Source organism: Lacisediminihabitans sp. FW035, from assembly GCF_054880895.1.
On record NZ_CM142187.1, the window covers coordinates 3142228 to 3161550 of the forward strand.

The 19323-nt window shown below is 66.5% G+C and carries 17 protein-coding genes; 5 read left to right on the plus strand and 12 right to left on the minus strand.

Annotated features, from left to right (window positions below):
• Nucleotides 1-11 precede the first annotated feature (11 nt).
• From ACVXZ4_RS15020 to ACVXZ4_RS15035, 4 genes are all read right to left on the minus strand, one after another.
• Nucleotides 12-1049, minus strand: a complete 1038-nt coding sequence (locus tag ACVXZ4_RS15020) for an ABC transporter ATP-binding protein (RefSeq protein ID WP_461795616.1) — start codon at nucleotides 1047-1049, stop codon at nucleotides 12-14.
• Complete coding sequence (locus ACVXZ4_RS15025) at nucleotides 1046-2548, minus strand: ABC transporter permease (protein WP_461798000.1); 1503 nt, start codon at nucleotides 2546-2548, stop codon at nucleotides 1046-1048. Before ACVXZ4_RS15025 ends, ACVXZ4_RS15020 begins: the two co-directional genes overlap by 4 nt.
• A gap of 100 nt (nucleotides 2549-2648) precedes the next feature.
• Nucleotides 2649-3695, minus strand: coding sequence for an iron ABC transporter substrate-binding protein (locus tag ACVXZ4_RS15030; protein WP_461795617.1), 1047 nt, complete (start codon nucleotides 3693-3695; stop codon nucleotides 2649-2651).
• A gap of 79 nt (nucleotides 3696-3774) precedes the next feature.
• Complete coding sequence (locus tag ACVXZ4_RS15035; protein WP_461795618.1) at nucleotides 3775-5352, minus strand: long-chain-fatty-acid--CoA ligase; 1578 nt, start codon at nucleotides 5350-5352, stop codon at nucleotides 3775-3777.
• A gap of 63 nt (nucleotides 5353-5415) precedes the next feature.
• Between ACVXZ4_RS15035 and ACVXZ4_RS15040 the strand changes: the two genes are divergently transcribed.
• On the plus strand, nucleotides 5416-5700 hold the full coding sequence (locus ACVXZ4_RS15040; RefSeq protein ID WP_461795619.1) for a hypothetical protein: 285 nt from the start codon (nucleotides 5416-5418) through the stop codon (nucleotides 5698-5700).
• 31 nt (nucleotides 5701-5731) lie between these two features.
• Nucleotides 5732-7171 (plus strand): HNH endonuclease signature motif containing protein, encoded by a 1440-nt coding sequence (locus ACVXZ4_RS15045; protein ID WP_461795620.1) that lies wholly within the window; start codon nucleotides 5732-5734, stop codon nucleotides 7169-7171.
• A gap of 15 nt (nucleotides 7172-7186) precedes the next feature.
• Here the strand turns inward: ACVXZ4_RS15045 and ACVXZ4_RS15050 are convergent, their stop codons facing one another.
• The 3 genes from ACVXZ4_RS15050 to ACVXZ4_RS15060 all read right to left on the minus strand — a co-directional run bounded on the left by ACVXZ4_RS15050 (nucleotide 7187) and on the right by ACVXZ4_RS15060 (nucleotide 11469).
• On the minus strand, nucleotides 7187-7609 hold the full coding sequence (locus ACVXZ4_RS15050; protein WP_461795621.1) for a GNAT family N-acetyltransferase: 423 nt from the start codon (nucleotides 7607-7609) through the stop codon (nucleotides 7187-7189).
• 92 nt (nucleotides 7610-7701) lie between these two features.
• A complete protein-coding gene (locus tag ACVXZ4_RS15055; protein ID WP_185201515.1) occupies nucleotides 7702-8694 on the minus strand; it encodes a ribonucleotide-diphosphate reductase subunit beta in 993 nt (330 codons plus the stop codon).
• Between the two features lie 261 nt (nucleotides 8695-8955).
• On the minus strand, nucleotides 8956-11469 hold the full coding sequence (locus ACVXZ4_RS15060; protein WP_461795622.1) for a ribonucleoside-diphosphate reductase subunit alpha: 2514 nt from the start codon (nucleotides 11467-11469) through the stop codon (nucleotides 8956-8958).
• A gap of 293 nt (nucleotides 11470-11762) precedes the next feature.
• On the opposite strand from ACVXZ4_RS15060, the gene ACVXZ4_RS15065 reads away from it, so the two are divergent.
• On the plus strand, nucleotides 11763-12974 hold the full coding sequence (locus ACVXZ4_RS15065) for an MFS transporter (RefSeq protein ID WP_461795623.1): 1212 nt from the start codon (nucleotides 11763-11765) through the stop codon (nucleotides 12972-12974).
• A 31-nt stretch (nucleotides 12975-13005) separates the two neighbouring features.
• On the opposite strand, the gene ACVXZ4_RS15070 is transcribed toward ACVXZ4_RS15065, so the two are convergent.
• A complete protein-coding gene (locus ACVXZ4_RS15070; RefSeq protein WP_461795624.1) occupies nucleotides 13006-13566 on the minus strand; it encodes an NADPH-dependent FMN reductase in 561 nt (186 codons plus the stop codon).
• 85 nt (nucleotides 13567-13651) lie between these two features.
• On the opposite strand from ACVXZ4_RS15070, the gene ACVXZ4_RS15075 reads away from it, so the two are divergent.
• A complete protein-coding gene (locus ACVXZ4_RS15075; protein ID WP_461795625.1) occupies nucleotides 13652-14479 on the plus strand; it encodes an aldo/keto reductase in 828 nt (275 codons plus the stop codon).
• A 66-nt stretch (nucleotides 14480-14545) separates the two neighbouring features.
• Here ACVXZ4_RS15075 and ACVXZ4_RS15080 read toward each other — a convergent pair whose 3' ends face one another.
• Together ACVXZ4_RS15080 and ACVXZ4_RS15085 are read right to left on the minus strand one after the other, a co-directional pair.
• On the minus strand, nucleotides 14546-15544 hold the full coding sequence (locus ACVXZ4_RS15080; protein ID WP_461795626.1) for an aldo/keto reductase: 999 nt from the start codon (nucleotides 15542-15544) through the stop codon (nucleotides 14546-14548).
• 64 nt (nucleotides 15545-15608) lie between these two features.
• Nucleotides 15609-15824, minus strand: coding sequence for a hypothetical protein (locus tag ACVXZ4_RS15085; protein ID WP_461795627.1), 216 nt, complete (start codon nucleotides 15822-15824; stop codon nucleotides 15609-15611).
• Between the two features lie 170 nt (nucleotides 15825-15994).
• Between ACVXZ4_RS15085 and ACVXZ4_RS15090 the strand changes: the two genes are divergently transcribed.
• Entirely contained in the window at nucleotides 15995-16867 is an 873-nt protein-coding gene (locus ACVXZ4_RS15090) for a DUF4349 domain-containing protein (protein WP_461795628.1), read from the plus strand.
• Nucleotides 16868-16905: 38 nt separating this feature from the next.
• Here the strand turns inward: ACVXZ4_RS15090 and ACVXZ4_RS15095 are convergent, their stop codons facing one another.
• Nucleotides 16906-18474 carry a transporter gene (locus ACVXZ4_RS15095; protein ID WP_461795629.1) on the minus strand — a complete coding sequence of 523 codons (1569 nt, stop codon included), beginning with the start codon at nucleotides 18472-18474 and terminating at the stop codon, nucleotides 16906-16908.
• Nucleotides 18456-19289, minus strand: coding sequence for an ABC transporter ATP-binding protein (locus ACVXZ4_RS15100; protein ID WP_461795630.1), 834 nt, complete (start codon nucleotides 19287-19289; stop codon nucleotides 18456-18458). The genes ACVXZ4_RS15095 and ACVXZ4_RS15100 overlap by 19 nt, the downstream gene beginning before the upstream one ends.
• Nucleotides 19290-19323 lie beyond the last annotated feature (34 nt).

Consider the following 19323-nt stretch of genomic DNA (forward strand, 5'->3'; position numbering starts at 1 on the left):
GGCGCCGGCACTCAGTCGGCGGCGAAGACCACGGCCTCACCAAGGACGCGGAGCACGACCCGGTCCCCGGCGTGATAGGAGACTCCGCCGGCAACCGGCAGGTCGACGATCCCGGCATCGGCGATCGAGAGGGTGAGCACCTGGGATGCCCCCTGGAACTCAACAGCCACGACGCGCGCGACGCAGCCCGCGGCATCCGCGCCGGTCTCGACGACGAGCTGCTCCGGGCGGAAGAGGGCCGTGCAGGCCCCCTCCAGCGACGAGGCCTTGGCGACGAGGCCGAGGGCGCAGTGCACCTGTCCGCCGGAGGCCCGGGCGTCGAAGACCACCGCCTCGCCGAGGAACCGCGCGGTCGCGAGATCGGCGGGAGCGGAATAGACCGTCGCGGGGCTGCCGACCTGGGCCAGGCGTCCGTCGCGCAGAACGGCGACCTGGTCGCCGAACGTGAGCGCCTCGGCCCGGTCGTGAGTGACCAGCACCGTCGTGATGCCGGCGGACCCGAGCGCGGACGAGACGAGCTCCCTTGTTGCGGCGCGCAGCCCGGTGTCGAGGGCGGAGAAGGGTTCGTCGAGCAGCATCACCGCGGGTTTGCGGGCCATGGCACGGGCGAGGGCGACACGCTGCTGCTGTCCCCCCGAAAGCTCGTCCGGGCGGCGGGACGCGAGGGACGAATCGAGGGAGACGAGATCGAGGAGCCGGGCCACTGTCTCAGCGCTGTCGCCGCGCTCGTGCCGATCCAGACCGAAGGCCACGTTCTGTGCGACGGTGAGATGCGGGAAGAGGGCGCCGTCCTGGGCGACGTGGCCGATCCCCCGACGATGGGCGGGGATCGCCACCTCCGGCCCGGCCACGATCTCCGTGCCGATCCGGATGGAGCCGGCATCCGGGAAATCGAAACCGCTCAGCAGTCGCAACAGCGTGGTCTTGCCCGACCCGGAGGATCCGACGATCACGGTCTTTGACCCCGCCGGCACCGTGAGATCGATGGAGTCGAGAACCGGGGTCTCGTCGTAGCGCTTGCTCACCCCGCGGAGTTCGATCCCGCTCACAGGCTGTTCACCGCCGACTTCTCCGATCGTGATCTCGCGAAGAGCAGGTACGTGACCGGCAATGAGAGCAGGATCATGAGACTCGCATACGGTGCCGCGCCGACATAATCGATGTCGTTCACCCGCGACCAGAACTGGATGGCCAGAGTGCGCGTGCCGTTCGGCGCGAGGAGCAGGGTGGAGGTCAGCTCCGTGACGATCCCGAGGAAGACCAGGGCCGCACCGGCAAGTGCCGACGGGGTCACGAACCGCAGCGTCACCGTGACGAATGCCACGAGCGGCGGCCGGCCGAGCGAGCGAGCCGCCTCCTCGAGCCCGGGGGGAACCTGGGCGAGGCCGGACCGCAGATTCACGATCGCCCGGGGCAGGAACATCAGGAGGTAGACCACGATCACGAGCGCCGCGGTCTGGTACAGGCCCGGCACGAGGCGGATCGCGACGGTGACGAAGGCGAGGGCCGTGACGAGCCCCGGCAGCGAGCTCGTCACGTAGTTGATCGACTCGAGGATGCGGGCGAGGCGACCGGGGAAACGCACCGCGAGGAGCGCGATCGGGAAGGCGAGCAGGCAGGTGACCACCGCTCCGACCAGGCCGTAGCCGATCGTCTGGCCGAGGGCCGTGAGGAGATAGCGATCGGTCAAGGCCGAGAGGCCGCCCGCCACGAGCCAGCGCGCCACACTCGCGAAGGGCACGACCACCGACAGCGCGACGAGGAGCCCGAGGAAGAGGTAGGCGGCCGGGGCGAAGGCACCGAGACGGGCGCGTTCGGCGGGCCGCGCCGATCCCGATCCGATGCGAGCGTAGCGGGCTCCGCCGCGCGCGCCGTTCTCGCCGACGAGCAGGAACAGACAGCACAGCACAAGCACGCCGGCGAGGGCGTTGGCCGCGGGACCATTGAAGGTGGACCGGAACTGGTCGACGATCGCCGTCGTGAAGGTATCGAAACGGATCATCGCGAAGGCGCCGTACTCCGACAGCAGGTGGAGACCGATGATCAACGAACCCCCGAGGATAGGCAGGCGCAGCTGCGGGAGCACGACCCTGAGGAACACCCCGAGGGGTGCGACCCCGAGGGAGCGTGCGGATTCCTCGACGGCCGGATCAAGCCTCCTCAGGGCCGCGACGGTCGGCAGGTAGACGAGCGGGAAGTAGGAGAGGCCGGCGACGAGAACGCCCGACCACAGGCCGTTGAGAGACGGAACGGCACTCACCCAGCCATAGCTGTTGACGAAGGCCGGAATGGCGAGGGGCACGACGAGCAGCACCGCGAAGGCGCGGGAACCCGCCAGCCGCGTGCGCTCCACCAACCAGGCCGCGGCCACACCGACGAGGGCGCAGAGCGGAACGGTGATGAGAACGAGGCCGGCGGTGTTGGCGAGGAGTTCCCCGACCCGCGGTCGGAAGACGAGGGCGGACAGGGTGGGCGCGCCGGTGAGGATCGCCGTGACCACCACGTAGCCGAGCGGCACGAGACCCAACAGCGAAACCCCGGCGGCCATCGCGATCACGGCCGCGGGAGTTCGCTGTCGGAGTCGAGTCACCGGCCGAGTCTATTCATCTGCGGCTCGGAGAATCCGGAGACTCGAAGAAGCCGGAGACTCAGAGAAGTCCTGCCGCGGTCATGAGGTCGGTGACCTTCTTGCTGTCGAGCTTCGACGGATCGAGCACCGGGGCGTCGAGGTCGGCGAGCGGCACGAGCGCCTTGTTCGCGGCAACGTCACTGGCGACGGGATATTCGAACGAACTCCCGGTCTGCAGGATGCCCTGCCCGGCCTTTCCGGTGATGAACTTGAGGAACGCCTGGGCTGCGACCGGATTCTTCGCCGTCTTCAACACTCCACCGCCGGAAGTGCTCACGAAGGCTCCGGGGTCTCCGTTCTTGAAGTAGTAGAGCTTGGTGTTGTCGCTGTTCTCCCCGGTGCCGGCCTGGTCGCCGAACCAGTAGTAGTGGTAAATCACGCCGGCGGGGATCTCGCCCGCGTTCACCGCCTTCATCACGGTGCTGTTGCCCTTGTAGGACGTGGAGTTCTCCTTCATCGAGGCGAGCCAGGCGGATGTCGCCTTCTCACCCTTCAGCGCAAGGAGCGCGCTCACGATGGCCTGGAAGTCCGCGCCCGACGGCGAGGCCGCCCAGCGCCCCTTCCACTTGGCGTCCGCAAGATCGAGGAGGGATGCCGGCAGCTGGCTCTCCGACACCAGGGACGGGTTGTAGGCGAGCACCGTGCTACGTGCAGCGATGCCGGTCCAGTGCCCCGACGACGGCCGGTAGGCCTTCGGTACCTGGGCGAGGGTCGCGGCGTCCACCGGCGCGAAGAGCTTCGCGTTGTCTACGAGACTCATCGCCGGGGAGTTCTCGGTGAGGAAGACGTCGGCGGGAGAGGCGTTGCCCTCCTGCACGATCTGATTGCCGAGCTCCGAGTCGTCGCCGTTGCGAAGCGTCACGGCGACGCCGGTCTCCTTCGTGAACTCGTCGGCCCACGCCTGGGTGAGCTCCTCATGCTGCGCGTTGTAGACGGTGATCGATCCGCTTGGCTTGGCGCCGGGTGTGGAACTGGCTGTCGGCGTCGCGGCCGAGCAGCCGGCGAGAGCGACGACCGTCGCGAGTGCGAGCGCGGTAGCGCCGACCCATTTCGGGGTGGTGATCATGGGGCTCCTCCATCAGGGGCGGCCCTGGTCAGGGCGGGCTCCCTCGTCGAAAGCCTTTAGGTAAGCCTACCCTAACTGACTACAACCGGAGTTCGGCCGCCGCGTCCGACTTGGCCTCGTAGATCGCCACGAGCTCGCGCTTGAGCACCTTCCCGCTCGGTCCGAGGGGCAGGGCCTCAACGATCTCCACCCGGCGAGGGTACTTGTAGGCGGCCAATTTCTCCTTCGCGTAGTCCGCGAGGGCGGCGGTGTCGACATCCACCCCCGGGGTCAGAACGACGGCCGCCATGATCTCCTGCCCATGCGTCTCGTGCGCGACCCCGAAAACCGCTGCGCTCGACACTGCCGGATGCGCCACCAGCACCTCCTCGACCTCACGGGGATACACGTTGTAGCCGTTGCGCAGGATCATGTCTTTTTTGCGGTCGACGATCCAGAGGTATCCGTCCGCATCCTTCGTGCCGAGGTCGCCGGTGCGGAACCAGCCGTCGACTACCGCCTTCGCGGACTCGTCTGGCAGGTTGAGGTAGCCCTTCATGAGGTTGTGGCCGCGGATCACGATCTCCCCGAGCTCGTCGATCGGAAGGAGTTCGATGCTGTCTTCCACCTCGGCGCGGGCGATCTCCACGTCTACCCCCCAGATCGGTGTGCCGATGCTTCCGGGGCGGGGCGTGCGTCCGACGTGGTTGAAGCTGGCAACCGGCGAAGTCTCGGTAAGGCCGTAGCCCTCGTAGATCTCTACCCCGAACTCGGCACGGAAGCGTTCGATCACCGCGAGGGGGAGGGAGGCGCCCCCGGACACCGCGTAGCGCAGCTTCGGCCGCTCGGTGGTCTTCTTCGCGGCCTCGAGCAGCGCGATGTACATCGTGGGAACACCCATCATGATGGTGCAGCCGGAGTCGATGAGAAGACGGAGGGCGGAGTCGCCGTCGAACTTCGGCAGGAGCACGATCTTCGCACCGGCGCGGAGCCCCGTGTTGAGCGTGCAGGTCTGGCCGAAGGTGTGGAACAGCGGAAGACCACCGAAGACTGTGTCATCCGCCCTCATGTCGAAGGTACTGAGAAGAAGCGTGTTCGTCTGCTCGACGAGCGCGAAGTGGCTGCCCATCGCCCCCTTCGGCTTACCGGTCGTGCCGCTCGTGTAGAGGATCGTGGCGGTGTCTGAGGGCTGGCGGGGGCTGTAGGTGCGGATCGGTTCTGCCTCCGCGGCGAGCTTCTCGAGCTGCAGGATGCCGTCGATCGGTTGCGGTGCGAGCACCGACAGCACCGGGATGCCGGCCTGGCTCGCACCCTTCGCCCCCTGGCCGAGGAGCGGTGCAGCACAGACGAGCATCGTCGCGCCGGAGTCGCGCAAAACGTACTCGATCTCGTCGGCCTTCAGAAGCGCGTGGATCGGCACGACGATCCCCCCGATGCTGAGAATCGCGTAGTAGGCCCGGGCGAAGTCGGCGACATTCGGGATGAGGATCGCGACTGCGTCGCCCTCGGCGACACCCTGGCCGAGCAGGGCTCCCGCGTAGGAGCGGGTCTGCGTCCAGAGCTCCGCGTAGCTGAGCTCCTGGGTACCGACCACCAGCGCGACGTTATCCGGGGTGCGGTCGGCGGATTCCTTGAGGATCGCTGCGACGGAGAGGGTGGAGTAGCTCGGGTCGGTCATGGTGTTCCTGTCATCCTCGACTGGGTACGTTCGGCTGTGAACGCTCTTTCGCACGCTACGCCTATGAATGCGAAAACATCAACTTCGCGCGGTGCGCCACAGCAAATGCGCAGTGAGGTGGGGCAGGGGATGTCGATTCTGTCGGGGGTGGGGATGCGTCGGGCCTTGGTTCTTGCCGTCCTCCTTGGTTGCTTCGATGTCTATCGGGCCACGAACATCCACTCCTTCATTGGCAACTTTTCCGCTTTCGCGACGCAATTCCTCCTCTCCTCCACAGGCAGCCACGCCCACCCGTTGTCCACCCCCGAAATCAGTAAAATTGCTGTTCAGACTCTATATTTGACTTGATCTTTGAGGGTTGAAGTGGGAGAATTTAGTCATGACGATGACCCTCGAACAACACACGGAAGTCGCCCTGCCGGCGGCTGACGTGTGGACTGTTCCCGGGGAATGGAACACGCCTGTGCCCCTGTCCGATCACGGCTTCGGCAGCGGCGACCCCGGTGAGGCACGGCTGCTGGCCGACCTGAACTCCGCGTTCTCAGCGCGCCGGCTGATCGATGCGAAGATCGCGCGCCACGCCGTCGATGCCGACCGGATGATGACCAACCAGCGTGCGGGAGTCCCCTCCGACTCGAGGCCGGACAGCCATCGCAGCGTCGCCGAACTACTGGTCGACATCGGACGGATTCCATTGGCCGACGCCCACCGGTTCACCAGGGTCGGCACGGCGACCGAACCGCACACCTCCCTGCACGGCGAAGTGCTGGCCGCCGAGTTCGCCCTGCTCCGCCGTGCGCTTGATGCCGGCTCCATCCCGGTGGAGTCCGCGAACCACATCATCACCGCTCTCACCCAGGCCACTCCGCGTGCGGATCCGGCCGACCTCCTCGCAGCCGAAGATGCGCTGGTGGCCTTCGCGGCGGAATGTCCCGCCGACCTGGTGCGAAAGGTCGCCTGCTCCTGGCGGGACGCCCTCGATGTTGACGGCGTCGAGCCTCGAGAAAAGGCCCTCGCCGCCCTCACCTGTCTGCGCCGCACCCTCCGCCCCAACGGGATGAAACGTTACGTCCTCGACGCCGATCCCCTCAGCGCCGCCTATCTCGACGCCGCGATCGACGTGCACGTCGGTGCCTCAATCCGGCGTCCCGGCTTCACCGGCGCATCCGTCGACGCCACCGCCGATGTCGGTCCGGGCGCAGAGGCCGGGGCGGATGTCACCGCCGCGGAAGACGAGGCCCTCTTCGCCCCGCGCAGCATCGCCCAACTCGCTGCCGAAGCGATCATCGACTTCGCCCGGCACGGCATCGCCTGCACCAACACGGACATCCCGCTCCGCGCCACGACGATCGTGGTGCGGATGACCCTCGACTCCCTCCTCACCGGAATCGGGGACGCCACCACCGACGGGATCGAACAACCGATCTCCGCCGGTACGGTCCGTCGGCTCGCCGCTGATGCCGATGTCATCCCGATGGTCCTCGGAGGCGACAGCGACCTCCTCGACCTCGGCACCACCCAACGACTCTTCAGCCGGGCACAGAAACTCGCCCTCGCCGAACGGTTCGGGGGCTGCGCCTGGCGCAACTGCACCCATCCGCCGAGCCACACCGAAGCCCACCACATCCGCTGGTGGACCCACGATGGAGAGTCCGACCTGCGCAACGGGATACTGCTCTGCTCGAGACATCACCACGAGGTCCACCGCAACAACTGGCTGATCGACGTGCGCGAGAACGTGCCTTGGTTTATCCCACCCAGCAGCATCGACCCCCGACGAACCCCTCGACGCGGCGGGAAGGCGGCGCCCCTGGCGTAGCGGACCGTGTTAGCGCTACAGCACCTTCTCGTAGCAGAGCGCGTTCGACATGAGTTCGAAAGGCGGATAGGGAGCGGAGACTGTGTATCCGAGACTCTCGTAGAGGCCGATCGCGGCGTGCTGGAGGGTGCCGGTCTGGAGGATCAGCCGGGTCGAACCCAGCTCTCGAGCGGCAACCTCCAGTTCGACCATGAGGGCACGCGAGATGCCCCGGCCTCGCTGGGATTCGTGCACGAAGACCTTCTTGATCTCGAGCACGTCGAGGGAGTCGGCATCCGATCCCCACGGGCGTAGCCCAGCCTGCCCGACCGGGACGTCCCCGGAGAGTGCGAGAAGTGTCGCCACGATCGTTTGCGGCTCGACGGCGAAGGCCGCAGAGAGTGCTCGGGCGGCCTCTGGCACATAGTGGTCCATCGTCGAGCCGTACAGCGCGGTCATCTCGTCTTCCATGATGTCCCGCAGAGCAGAAGCGCGCGGGTCGACCCAGTCGACCCGCGCGATCTCGATCGCCTCTGTGGGATTCGTGCCGACTACTTCGCTCCCACCGTCGCCGAGGCGTTGGACTCGTACGAGGTGTTGGTCGACTCGAAGAAGTTGACGAGCTGGAGGGTGTCGTTCGCGGTCGCCATCCACTTGGCCGGGTTCGTGACGTTGTACTCGGCTTCGAAGCCGAGTTCCTCGAGACGACGGTCGGCCAGGTACTTCACGTACTGGTTGATGTAGTTGGCATTGAGCCCGAGGATGCCGCCCGGGAGCAGGTCGCGGTTGTATTGCTCCTCGAGCTCCACGGCATCCAGGATCATCTGCTTGATCTCGGCGGCGAACTCCTCGGTCTGCAGGTCGGGGTTCTCCTCCAGCACCGTGAGGATGAGGTTGATGCCGAACTTGAGATGCAGCGACTCGTCGCGAACGACCCAGTCCATGAGGGATCCGAAGTTGCGCAGCAGGTTGCGCTGACGGAACGACAGGGCGACCATGAAGCCCGAGTAGAACCAGAGGCCCTCGAGGATCACGTTGTACGCCACGAGGTTGCGCACGAAGTCCTTCTTGCCCTCGGTGGTGGTGATGTCGAGGGTGTTCTCCGTCATGCGACGGATGTACTTGATCTCGAACTCTTCCTTCTTCGCCATCGAGGGGATGTCGACGTGCGAGTTATACGCGGCCTCCCGGTCGATCGGGAAGGTCTCGAGCACGTACTCGAACGACATGCAGTGGTTGGCTTCCTCCCACATCTGCTTCGCGAGGTAGATGCTGCACTCGGCCGCATTCACGTACGGGTACACACCGAAGGCGAGCGCCTTGTTCACGAGAAGCTCGTTCGGGTTGAAGTAGCTCATAAGGAAGGTGACCGCGTGGCGTTCTTCATCGGTCATCTTCTTGAAGTCGGCGATGTCCTCGCCGAGCTGGATCTCGTTGGGGAACCAGGTGTTCGCGACGGCCTGGTCGTACAGGTCCATCGCCCACTGGTAACGGATCGGCTTGAGGAGCAGCCCCTCCTGGAGGCCGGTGCCGAGAATTCCCATGTCCTGTGCTTCTTTCTATTGGCTGTGTGGTGGTGCTGCTGCTTTTTGTCTGCTGTTACTTCAGAGGTGCAAATGGTGATCGAGTAGGGCGCTCAGCGCCCGTGTCGAGATCCGCCCGTGTCGAGATCCGCGCGGTTAAACGTCCTACTTACTGGCAGCTCTCACACTGGAGGTCATCCATCGGGTCGACCGGCACTTCATAGTCGAAGCCGGAAGGCACTAAGGCTGCAGTGTTCAAGACCGCGGTGTCGAATCCCATGTCTACTCCCCCGACTTGGGAGAGAGCCCACCGAAACCGAAGCCGCGCTTGGGCGCCGGAACCTCGGCCACGGGACCAGACTCGACCGGTGCCGTCGAGGCGGACACGCCGGCCGGAGCCGCCGGACCGGCCGAGCCGAAGCCCTTGCGCACAGCGCCGGTGGCACCGCCACCGATCTGCTCCGACTTGTTCACCTTCACCGTGGACTGCTCCGCGGTGTGACGCGGCTTCATGTGCAGGTAGTAGGTGGTTTTGACGCCACGCTCCCACGCGCCCATGTAGATATCCATCATGTCGCCGAGGTCACGCGTCTCGAGGTACATGTTGCGGCTGATGGCCTGGTCGACCCATTTCTGGGCGCGGGCCGCGACCTCGAGGAACGCATACGGCGAGAGCTGGAAGCTCGTCTTGTAGGTGGCCTTGATGTGGTCGGGGATCGCATCGATGCCCTGGATGTCGCCCTGGCTGCGCAGGATCGACTCGCGGGTGGAATCCCAGATGCCCAGCTCCTGCAGGTCGTTCACCAGGTTGCGGTTCACCTCGAGGAACTTGCCGTTCGAGGTGGCGCGGCTGAAGATCTGCGAGAACTGCGGGTCGAGACCCGGGGTCGTTCCGGCAACGAGACCGATGGATGCGGTCGGCGCGATCGCCATGAGGGTCGCGTTGCGCATTCCACCCTTCACCTTGGTACGCAGCGCGTCCCAGTCGAGCCGGGTGGTGCGGTTGACCTGAATGACCGAGCCTCGGTCCGCTTCGGTGAGCGCGATCGAGTCGAACGGCACCTGGCCCTTCGACCATCCGGAGCCCTCGAAGTTCGCATACGCGCCGCGCTCGGTTGCGAGGTTGGCGCTCTCGTCGATCGCCGCGTAAGAGACGTGCTCCATGATCTCGTCGATCAGGTCGTATGCCTCTTCGCTCTCGTAGCTGAATCCGAGGCGCTCCACGATGTCGGTGAAACCCATGACCCCGAGACCGACGGCGCGGTTCTGCTGGTTGGAGAAGTCCGCCTCCTTCACCGAGGAGCGGGTGATGTCGATGAGGTTGTCGAGCTGGCGGACGGCGAGACGAGCGCTCGCCTCGATCTTGCCGAAGTCCATCTTTCCGGTGACCGGGTCGAGGTGGCGGGACAGGTTGATCGAGACCAGGTTGCAGACGGAGACGTTGTCTTCGTCCTGCGGCAGGGTGATCTCGGTGCAGAGGTTCGAGAGGTGGATCGTGCCGGTGTTGTTGTTGAGCGCACGCAGGTTGATCGTGTCTTTCCAGCACAGCCACGGGTGACTCGTGGTCTGGAGGGAGATCAGGATCGACTTGAACTGCTCGCGGGCCGTGATCTTCTTGAACATGTGCATCTCGCCGGCTTCGGCTTTCGCGACATATTCGTTGTACTTCGCCGAGAACTCCTTGCCGTAGAGCTCGTTGAGATCCTGCACTTCGAGCGGGTCGAAGAGGTACCAGTCGTCATCGTTCTGCACGCGCTTCATGAACTCGTCCGAGATCCACACCGCGGTGTTGGCCGTGCGGGTTCGGCGGTACGGGTCGCCCGAGTTCTGGCGGAGGTCGAGGAACTCCGGGAAGTCGAGGTGCCAGTTCTCCATGTAGAAGCAGAGGGCGCCGAACTTCTTGCCGCCGCGGCTCACCGCACGCAGGATCGAGTCGATCGTGTGCATGAACGGGATGGGACCGGTCGAGGTCGTGTTGTTGGAACGGATGGGCGAACCCTGCGCGCGCAGCTTGGTCACCGAGAGGCCGATGCCGCCGGTGCCCTTGGTGAGCCACATCACGTCGCGGGTGGTCTTCGCGATGTGCTCCATGTCATCCTGCATCTCCATGACGAAGCAGTTCGCGAGCTGCGGGTAGATGGTTCCCGCGTTGACGAGGGTGGATCCGGCCGCGATGTACTCGAGGCTCGACATCTTCTCGTAGAAGGCGATGGCATGCTCGGTCGGGTTCTGCTCGTTGAGCGAGAGGCCCATGGCGATGCGCATCCAGAAGTACTGCGGAACCTCGAGGGCGTCACCATTGCGCCCCTTGATGCCGTAGCGGTTGTTGAGGGTGACGACGCCGATGTACTTGAGCAGCTCGTCGTGCGCCGGCTCGAGGGCGCTGGCGAGCACCTCGAGATCGAACAGCTGGGTGAGGCGGGAGTCGAGCAGCAGCTCCTCGACCCCGCGGGTGATGTTGGCGGCGAAGTGGCTCGCGTGGAGGACCTTGAGCTCTTCGGGAGAGTCGTAGTCGCCGAGCACACGCTTGTAGATCGTCTTGAGGAGCAGTCGCGCGGCGACGGTGTCGAAGGCCGGGTCGTCTTTCACGTTCTGCAGGGCAACCTGGATGACGGCCTCGTCGAGCTGCTGCGTGGTGATGCCGTCGAACAGGGTCAGTTCGAGTTCGCTCGCGATCTGCGTGACCCAGGTGATGTTCTCGTCGAGACCGGCGCTGGCGTGCTCGATCGCGAGGTTGATCTTGTTCGCGTCATACGGCTCGCGCTGCCCATTGCGCTTGACTACGGTGATTGCCACGTTTGCTTCCCCTCATGCGCCCCTCAGCAGGGCCGAAATAGTGTGCGGAAACCTTCATTTCACGGCCTCCGACCGGTGTGGTCGGAGAACGGTGGTTCCGCGGTTTGACCACTATATAGCGGGCCTCCGACAAAACGGTAACCCTATATGTAGTGGGCGTGTCATCCACAGATTGTGGATAAGTTCGCCGGATTCTGCACAGGCTGTGCAGAGATCCGGTGCCCGTAGACACGACGGTATCCGACACATCCGACCCCGGCGGATCCGTGCCCGACCGGTAGGATTGCAGCCTTGTGAAGACCTACCTGAGCCTCCTGAAAACGCGCGGCGTCGCGCGCATCATGGCGGCCCAGCTTGTGGCCCGATTCCCGAACGGGATGCTCTCGCTCGCCTTCCTCCTGCACATCGAGCACATCTCGGGCACGTACTTCGCCGCCGGCCTGGTGCTCGCAGCCACCAGCATCGGCCAGGCCATCGCCGGGCCGCTCACCAGCCGCTGGATGGGCGTCTGGGGAATGCGCCGGGTGTTGATCCTCACGATCATCGTCTGTGCAACGGCCGTCGGAACTATCGCTCTCGCCCCGCCGCTGCCGATCGGCCTCTACATGGCCATCGGATTCGTCGGTGGACTCAGCACCCCGCCGATCCAGCCGGCAGTGCGCACCATCTACCCCAAGATGGTCAACTCCCGCCAGCTCACCCCGCTGTTCTCCCTCGACGCCTCGGCCCAGGAGGTGATCTGGGTGCTCGGGCCCGTGATCACCACTTTCCTCGCCATCCAGGTGAGCACGGTGCTCGCGATCCTCGTCGCTCTCGCCTTCCTCGTCGGCGGCGGCATCTGGTTCATCTCCTCCCCCGAGGTCGGTCGCGTACGGATCCCCCGGAGCAAGCGCAACCTCGGGGCCGTGCTGAAGAAGCCGGCCGTGCTGCTCGCCACCACCACCGGGTTCCTACTCGTTGGCGCCTGTGCCGCGGTCGAGGCGGGGGTCGTCTCGGCCTTCGGCGACAGCGGACCGCAGGCCGGCGTCGTGCTCGGTCTCTTCGCGGTCGGATCGCTCATCGGCGGCCTGGCCCTCGGCCACATCCCGATCGGCCCGTGGGCGCTGGCCCGCCGCCTTTTCGCGATCTTCGTGGGGATGTCGCTTGCTGCGGTATCCCTCAACTTCTGGTGGCTCGCGGTGACGCTCTTCGTCGCAGGAATCGGCATCGCGCCAGCCCTCGCCGTGATGTTCGCGATCGTGTCGTCGAGCGTGCGATTCAGCGAGACCGCCGAGGCCTACGGCTGGGTGGGCACCGGACAGCTGATCGGGGCGGCGATCGGATCCGCCGTCGCCGGATTCCTCATCGACAGCTTCGGTGCTCCCGGCGCCTTCTGGGTGGCAGCGGCCTTTGCGGGCGTCGGATTCCTCATCCCGACGATCTTCCACCGGGCGCACCCCGACCTGCGCGGCCGCGATGCGAGCCCGATCCCGGACACGGAGCCGATCGCGACGCATCCCGGCTAGTGGGATGCATCGCGGGCGATGCCGACCGGCGTCAGTTCTGCAGCGGACCGAGCACGGCCGCGAGGGCCGCGGTCTCGTCGAGGAGCTTTGCGAGGATGGCCACCTCTTTGGCTTCCGGCGCGAACACACCGTCGGTGATGAGGCGGGCTGCGAAGGGGATCTCCACCTCGGCACCGACCCGCACCATTCCCAGTCCCACGACCACGGGCTCGATCGCCGTGACTCCGCGTGATCCGCCGGAGACACCGCCGTAGCTGACGAAGGCCACCGGCTTGCGCCACCACTCGGCCGCGAGGAAGTCGAGAGCGTTCTTCAACGCCGGCGAGAAACTGTGGTTGTACTCGGGCGTCACCATGATGACGGCATCCGCCGCATCGACCCGAGCACTCCAGTCGAGGGTGTGCTGCTTCGTGTAGGCGCGCAGTCGCGGATGGTTCGGCTCGTCCATGAAGGGCAGCCCGAGCTCCAGGAGGTCGACGAAGTCCACCTCGAAATCCCCGCGGGCGAGAGCCGATTTCCGCACCCATTCGGCGATCACCGGGCCGATACGCCCCGGTCGCACACTTCCGACGATGATCATGAGTTTCGTCATTTTTTCTCCTCGACGCGTTTTCTCGGGACACCTACTATTCTGCAGCCGGATGCCGGGGCAGCAGGCCGTCTTCGATAATGGGGGGATGACGCCCTCGATTTCGCCCATGCTCACCATGAACGACGGCCGCGACATCCCGCAGCTCGGGCTGGGCGTGTACAAGGTACCGGATGCCGAGGCGGCCAGGGTCGTCGAGGTGGCACTCGATGCGGGCTACCGTCACGTCGACACCGCGACGCTGTACAACAACGAGCGCGGAGTGGGCGACGGCGTGCGGGCTTCGGGGGTGCCGCGTGACGAGGTGTTCGTCACGACGAAGGTCTGGGACGACGACCACGGCTTCGACAAGACCCGCCGCGCCTTCGACACAAGCCTCGAGTTGCTCGGATTCGACTACGTCGACCTCTACCTCATCCACTGGCCGGTGCCCTCGAAGGACCTGTTCGTGGAGACCTGGCGTGCCCTCGAGGCGATCAAGGCCGACGGCCGCGCACTCTCGATCGGAGTATCGAACTTCGCTCCGCATCACATCGATCGGCTCCTCGCCGAGACCGCAACGGTGCCGGCGATCAACCAGGTCGAGCTGCATCCGTGGCTTCCCCAACAGGAGGTGCGCGACTACGACGCGAGCCACGGCATCCTCACGGAGGCGTGGTCGCCGCTCGCGCGAGGACGCCTTATCGGCGATCGCGTGCTGGACTCCATCGCAGCGAAGCATAATCGGAGCGCCGCGCAGGTGGTGATCCGCTGGCATCTCCAGCTGGGCAACGTCGTGATTCCGAAGTCGGTGACGGCCAGCCGAATCGTCGAGAACTTCGAGGTCTTCGACTTCGAACTGGATGCGGCGGACCTGGCCGCAATCGGTGGGCTCGAGTCTGGCGTGCGTACCGGTATGGAGCCGGACAAGCACTGATATCGCGCGGGAACCGCGGGCTCGCTCCCCGCGGGCGCTGAGCGCCTTACTCGACCAGCAGGCGGGTCACCAGCGGTCGTGCACCGCTGCCCGGAACTCCCGGTCGTAGAGCGCGGTGACCGCAGCGGTGAAGGCCGGGCTCAACGGCGGCACCGATCCCGCCGCCGCATTACTCTCGGCCTGGGCGACGTTCCGCGCGCCGGGGATCACCGCACTGACCCCTTCGAGCTGGGCGACCCAGGCGAGAGCGACCTGTGCGGTGCTGAAACCGGATGCTGCGGCCTCCGCCGGCAGCAGCGCAGCGAACTCCTGGGCGGCCGCGACACCCCGCTCGAAGTCGACCCCCGAGAAGGTCTCCCCCACATCGAAGGCGGAGCCGTCGCGGTTGTAGGTTCGATGGTCGTTCGCGGCGAAGGTCGTCTCGGCCGTGTACTTACCGCTGAGCAGTCCGGAGGCGAGGGGAACCCGCGCGATGATGCCGACGCCGGCCGCGATCGCGGCGGGCAGCACGGCGTCCAGCGGCTTGAGGCGGAACGCATTGAGGATGATCTGTACCGTGGCGACACTCGGTCGCGCGATCGCCGCGAGCGCCTCATCCGCCGTCTCGACACTCACGCCGTAGGCCGCGATCGCGCCCTCGGAGACGAGGGTGTCCAGGTCGTCGAATACTCGATCGGTGTGGAGCACGGCGGTCGGCGGGCAGTGCAGCTGCACGAGGTCGAGGGTGTCGGTGCGCAGGTTGGCGCGCGAGCGGTCGGTCCACTCACGAAACTTCGGCAGGGTGAAATTGGCGGGATCCTGACTCTCCCGCCGTCCCATCTTGGTGGCGACGGTGATGCCGTGGCCCGGGCGATCGGCGAGATAGCCGCCGATCAGCTGCTCGCTGCGCCCGTCGCCGTAGACATCCGCGGTGTCGAACAGGGTGACGCCGGCCTCGACGGACGCGTCGAGCACGGCCCGGGCATCCGTCTCCGTCACCTCGCCCCAGTCGGAACCGAGCTGCCAGGTGCCGAGCGCGATGGCGGAGACGGTGCGGTGGGTGCGTCCGAGAGTGCGAGTGTCCATCACTCCAGCCTAGGTCGACGCTGTCATCGCGCTGCCCGCCTGAAGTGCCCGCCCGCCCAAGTCCTCAGTCGCGCAGGTCTTCTTTGTAGTCGTTCTTCGCCTTGGTGGCGTCGCGCTCGGCCTCCGCCTTCGAGACCTCGGCCTCGGCACGCTTCACATCGGCTTCGGCCTTCACCTCGTCGACGCGGTCGCTCACACGCTCCTTACTATCGTCGACCCATTCGCCGACCTTCTTTCCGGTCGCTTCCGCGGCGTCCTTGGCGTTGTCCAACAGGCCCATGATCTCTCCTTCGTGTGGTGATGAGTGCGATGTAGTTGGCACGGTATTCCTGGCCGTACCCCCGCACATCCGACTCCCAAGGGATTCCCAGAATCGCCGATGCCGCTGACGTGCGAACGACGGAAAACGTTGGGTAGCGGCTCACCGGAGCGGCGTCCTACCGTGATGACATGAGGCGAATCCTGGTCACCACGGTCCTGCTCGTTGCGGCGCTCGGGCTTGCGGGGTGCTCCGCGGCGGGGCCATCGGCGACCGGCACCTCGGGAAGTTCGATCTCCCGCGCGCCCGCGAACGCAGCCGAGAAGGGCACCACCGTCACCGATTCGTCCGGCACGGCCTCATCGGCCACCGTGCCCGCCGCCCAATCGGCGAACCGCTCCGTCATCACGACCGGCACCATCTCAATCACGGTCGAGACGCCGTCCGCCGCCGCCGAGAAGGCCGCGGGGATCGCGGATGCCGCGGGCGGGCATGTCGACGGCCGGCAAGAGCGTCCCACCACCGACGGCACGCCGGGGTCTGCGCAGCTGGTGCTGCGCATTCCGAGCGCGAAACTCGATGGCGCCGTGACCCAGCTGAAGAAGCTCGGTCGCGTGGAGAACGTGTCCCTCACCACGCAGGACGTGACCGCCCAGGCCCAGGATCTCGATGCGCGGATCACCGCCCTCACGACCTCCGTCGACCGGCTCATCGAGCTGATGTCGCGCGCCACGACCACCGCGGACCTCATCTCCATCGAGACCGCCCTCTCCGATCGCCAGGCCACCCTCGAGAGCCTGCAGTCCCAGAAGCGCGGCCTCGACGACCAGGTCGATCTCGCCACCCTCACTGTGGACTTCGGCACCGTCGCGACGGCGCCGGTGCGACCACCCGCGACCTTCCTCTCCGGACTGGTGGCCGGATGGGAGTCCTTCCTGGCATTCCTCTCCGGACTCCTCGTGGTGCTCGGGGTCGCGCTGCCCTGGGTGGTCTTCGCTTCCCTGCTCGCCGGCATCGCCGTGGTCATCGTGCGCCGTCGCCGCAGCCGCGCCCAGCGCGCCTGAGCCGGGGTCCAGCCCCGAGGGGAGGTGAGCCCGAAAGGTCAGCGCTGGCGAGCGAGGTGCTCGAGAAGCTCCGGTGCCGCCCGATCGAGTTGGGCTCCCCCGAGACGGATGCCGGTGATCATCAGCCCCGACCCCAGGCCGATGCCGACCACGAGCCCGATCCACCCGAGCAGCGCCACGCCGGTCACCGCACCCACCACGGCGAGTATGAGCTCCGGCAGCACCAGCACCCCGAGCACGCCCCAGGTGGCGAAGGTCGTGAGGGCGGTAGTGAATCCGGCACCCGGCGCGGCTTTGAACGGATTGTCACCCGGGCCGGGCACGGGGATGACGATGCGCGCCGAGGAGTAGCTCGACACGCCGAGACCAGTGAGGAAGATGCCGATCGAGAGTCCAAGGAGGCCGGGCAGCACCTCCCAAGAGCCGCTGATCCACACCGAACCGACACTGAAGAGGATGACGATCGGCAGCCCGAAGCTGCCGAGGGCGGCGGCGCGGCCGAGCCGGTCATCCCTCCCCCGAATGCCGGAGGAGATCTGTGTCGCGAACGCGGTGCCCTCGTAGGACAGGTCGGAAAAGATCGACAGCGACAGCAGCAGAGCGACGATCGGCGCGACCGCGTGGAGCAGATCGAGCGATCCTTCGCGGCTGTAGAAGAACATCAGCACGGGGATGAGCGGAACGACCAACAGCTGTCGCGCATACCGCGGATCGCGTATCCAGTAGGTGAGCGAACGGGCCGCCACCGCCCCGGCGGGCGTCGCGGGAAAGCGGCCGAGGAGCCCGAGCTTGCCGCTGCCTCGGCTGCGCGAGGTGCTGTGGGCCGGTGTGACGAGGGCGAGGGCGAGGCTGCGTCGCCAGACCAGTACCAGGAGCGCGAAGGTCACGGCTCCGATCAGAAAGTGCACCGCGGCCTGCCCCCAATGCCCGACGGCGATATCGGAGGGCACAGCCCACAGCGCTCCGAGCGGTGTCCAGGCGAGGGCGTTCGCGAGCCCCGGGAGGGCATCGGTCGACGTGCGGATGCCCGAGGAGACCGACACGATGATCGGACCGAGCAGCACGAGCGGGATGATCGCGAGGAAGCCCGCCGCCTCCCGGAATCGTCGCCCCGACGTGAAGAGGGTGCTGAGGGTGGTGACGGCGCGAGATCCCACAATGCAGGTCGCCGCCGCGATGGCCGAGCACACGGCGGCGATCAGGGCGATGAGCGGATGCTGCCACCAGGTGCCCGCGGTCGCCAGCGATCCGAGCATGGTCACGATGCCGGGTACCCCGACGAGACCGCTGAGGGCGAGACCGAGCAGCAGGGTGTCGAGCGGAATGGGGAAGGTCACCAGCCGCGCCGGTTCGAGCGTCTGGTCGATCCCGGACGCGAGCAGCGGGATGAGCACCCACCCGAGCACGAGCGCCGAGCCCGCGAGCACGACGACGGTGCGCGAGATCGACACCGGCACCCCGCTGAGGGCGATGAGGCCGATCGTGATACCGAACAGGATGCCGAGGCCGTAGAGCGCGCCGAAGATCACCGCGACGAGCTGCCAGGTGCTGCGCAGCAGGGAGTTCTTGAGAACGAGGAGGCGGAGCCTCAGGAGATCCGCAACCACTCGGGACCCTCCGCATGGTGACGTCCACCGACCAGCTCGACGAACCGGTCCTCGAGAGTAGATCCACCGCGCACCTCGTCGACGGTGCCGGCGGCGAGCACCCGACCGGCCGCGATGATCGCCACATGGTCGCACATGCGCTGCACAAGATCCATCGCGTGGCTCGAGACGATGACCGTGCCGCCGGACGACACATAGCCCTGCAGGATGTCGCGGATGTTCGCGGCCGACACCGGGTCGACCGACTCGAACGGCTCGTCGAGCACAAGAAGCCGCGGTGCGTGGACGAGCGCGCAGGCGAGCGCGATCTTTTTGGTCATCCCCGCCGAGTAGTCGACCACCAGTGTGCCGCTCGCGGCCTGGAGGTCGAGAAGGCGGAGGAGGTCGTCCACGCGCTCGGCCACCGTCTCCCGGTTCATGCCCGAGAGCAGGCCGGAATAGGTGACGAGCTGCTCGCCGGTGAGCCGGTCGAACAGGCGCACGCCGTCGGAGAGCACCCCCACGAGGCGCTTCGCCTCGAGCGGGTTGCGCCAGACGTCGACCCCGTGCAGCGTGATGGTGCCGGCATCCGGTCTCAGCAGCCCTGTCGCCATCGAGAGGGTCGTGGTCTTGCCGGCGCCGTTCGGACCGACCAGCCCGTAGAACGACCCGGTCGGCACATCGAGGTCGAGGTCGTCGACGGCGACCTTGTCACCGAAACGCTTGTAGAGCCCGCGGATGCCGAGGGCCGCCGGTGCGGAGGCCGGCTCGTGAGTTGGCGGCGCGGGCGTCGGGCTCGACGTCTGGTTCGGCGGTGGGCTCTCGGTGTCGGACACGAACGCCACCCTACTCGACGTGTCCGCACGGGTT

Excerpts from the sequence above, each read along its gene's own strand:
- ACVXZ4_RS15025 (WP_461798000.1), bottom strand. The coding sequence starts at position 2,548 with ATGGCCGCCGGGGTTTCGCTGTTGGGTCTCGTGCCGCTCGGCTACGTG.
- ACVXZ4_RS15030 (WP_461795617.1), bottom strand. The coding sequence starts at position 3,695 with ATGATCACCACCCCGAAATGGGTCGGCGCTACCGCGCTCGCACTCGCG.
- ACVXZ4_RS15035 (WP_461795618.1), bottom strand. The coding sequence starts at position 5,352 with ATGACCGACCCGAGCTACTCCACCCTCTCCGTCGCAGCGATCCTCAAG.
- ACVXZ4_RS15040 (WP_461795619.1), top strand. The coding sequence starts at position 5,416 with ATGAATGCGAAAACATCAACTTCGCGCGGTGCGCCACAGCAAATGCGC.
- ACVXZ4_RS15045 (WP_461795620.1), top strand. The coding sequence starts at position 5,732 with ATGACGATGACCCTCGAACAACACACGGAAGTCGCCCTGCCGGCGGCT.
- ACVXZ4_RS15050 (WP_461795621.1), bottom strand. The coding sequence starts at position 7,609 with ATGACCGCGCTGTACGGCTCGACGATGGACCACTATGTGCCAGAGGCC.
- ACVXZ4_RS15055 (WP_185201515.1), bottom strand. The coding sequence starts at position 8,694 with ATGGGAATTCTCGGCACCGGCCTCCAGGAGGGGCTGCTCCTCAAGCCG.
- ACVXZ4_RS15070 (WP_461795624.1), bottom strand. The coding sequence starts at position 13,566 with ATGACGAAACTCATGATCATCGTCGGAAGTGTGCGACCGGGGCGTATC.
- ACVXZ4_RS15075 (WP_461795625.1), top strand. The coding sequence starts at position 13,652 with ATGACGCCCTCGATTTCGCCCATGCTCACCATGAACGACGGCCGCGAC.
- ACVXZ4_RS15080 (WP_461795626.1), bottom strand. The coding sequence starts at position 15,544 with ATGGACACTCGCACTCTCGGACGCACCCACCGCACCGTCTCCGCCATC.
- ACVXZ4_RS15085 (WP_461795627.1), bottom strand. The coding sequence starts at position 15,824 with ATGGGCCTGTTGGACAACGCCAAGGACGCCGCGGAAGCGACCGGAAAG.
- ACVXZ4_RS15090 (WP_461795628.1), top strand. The coding sequence starts at position 15,995 with ATGAGGCGAATCCTGGTCACCACGGTCCTGCTCGTTGCGGCGCTCGGG.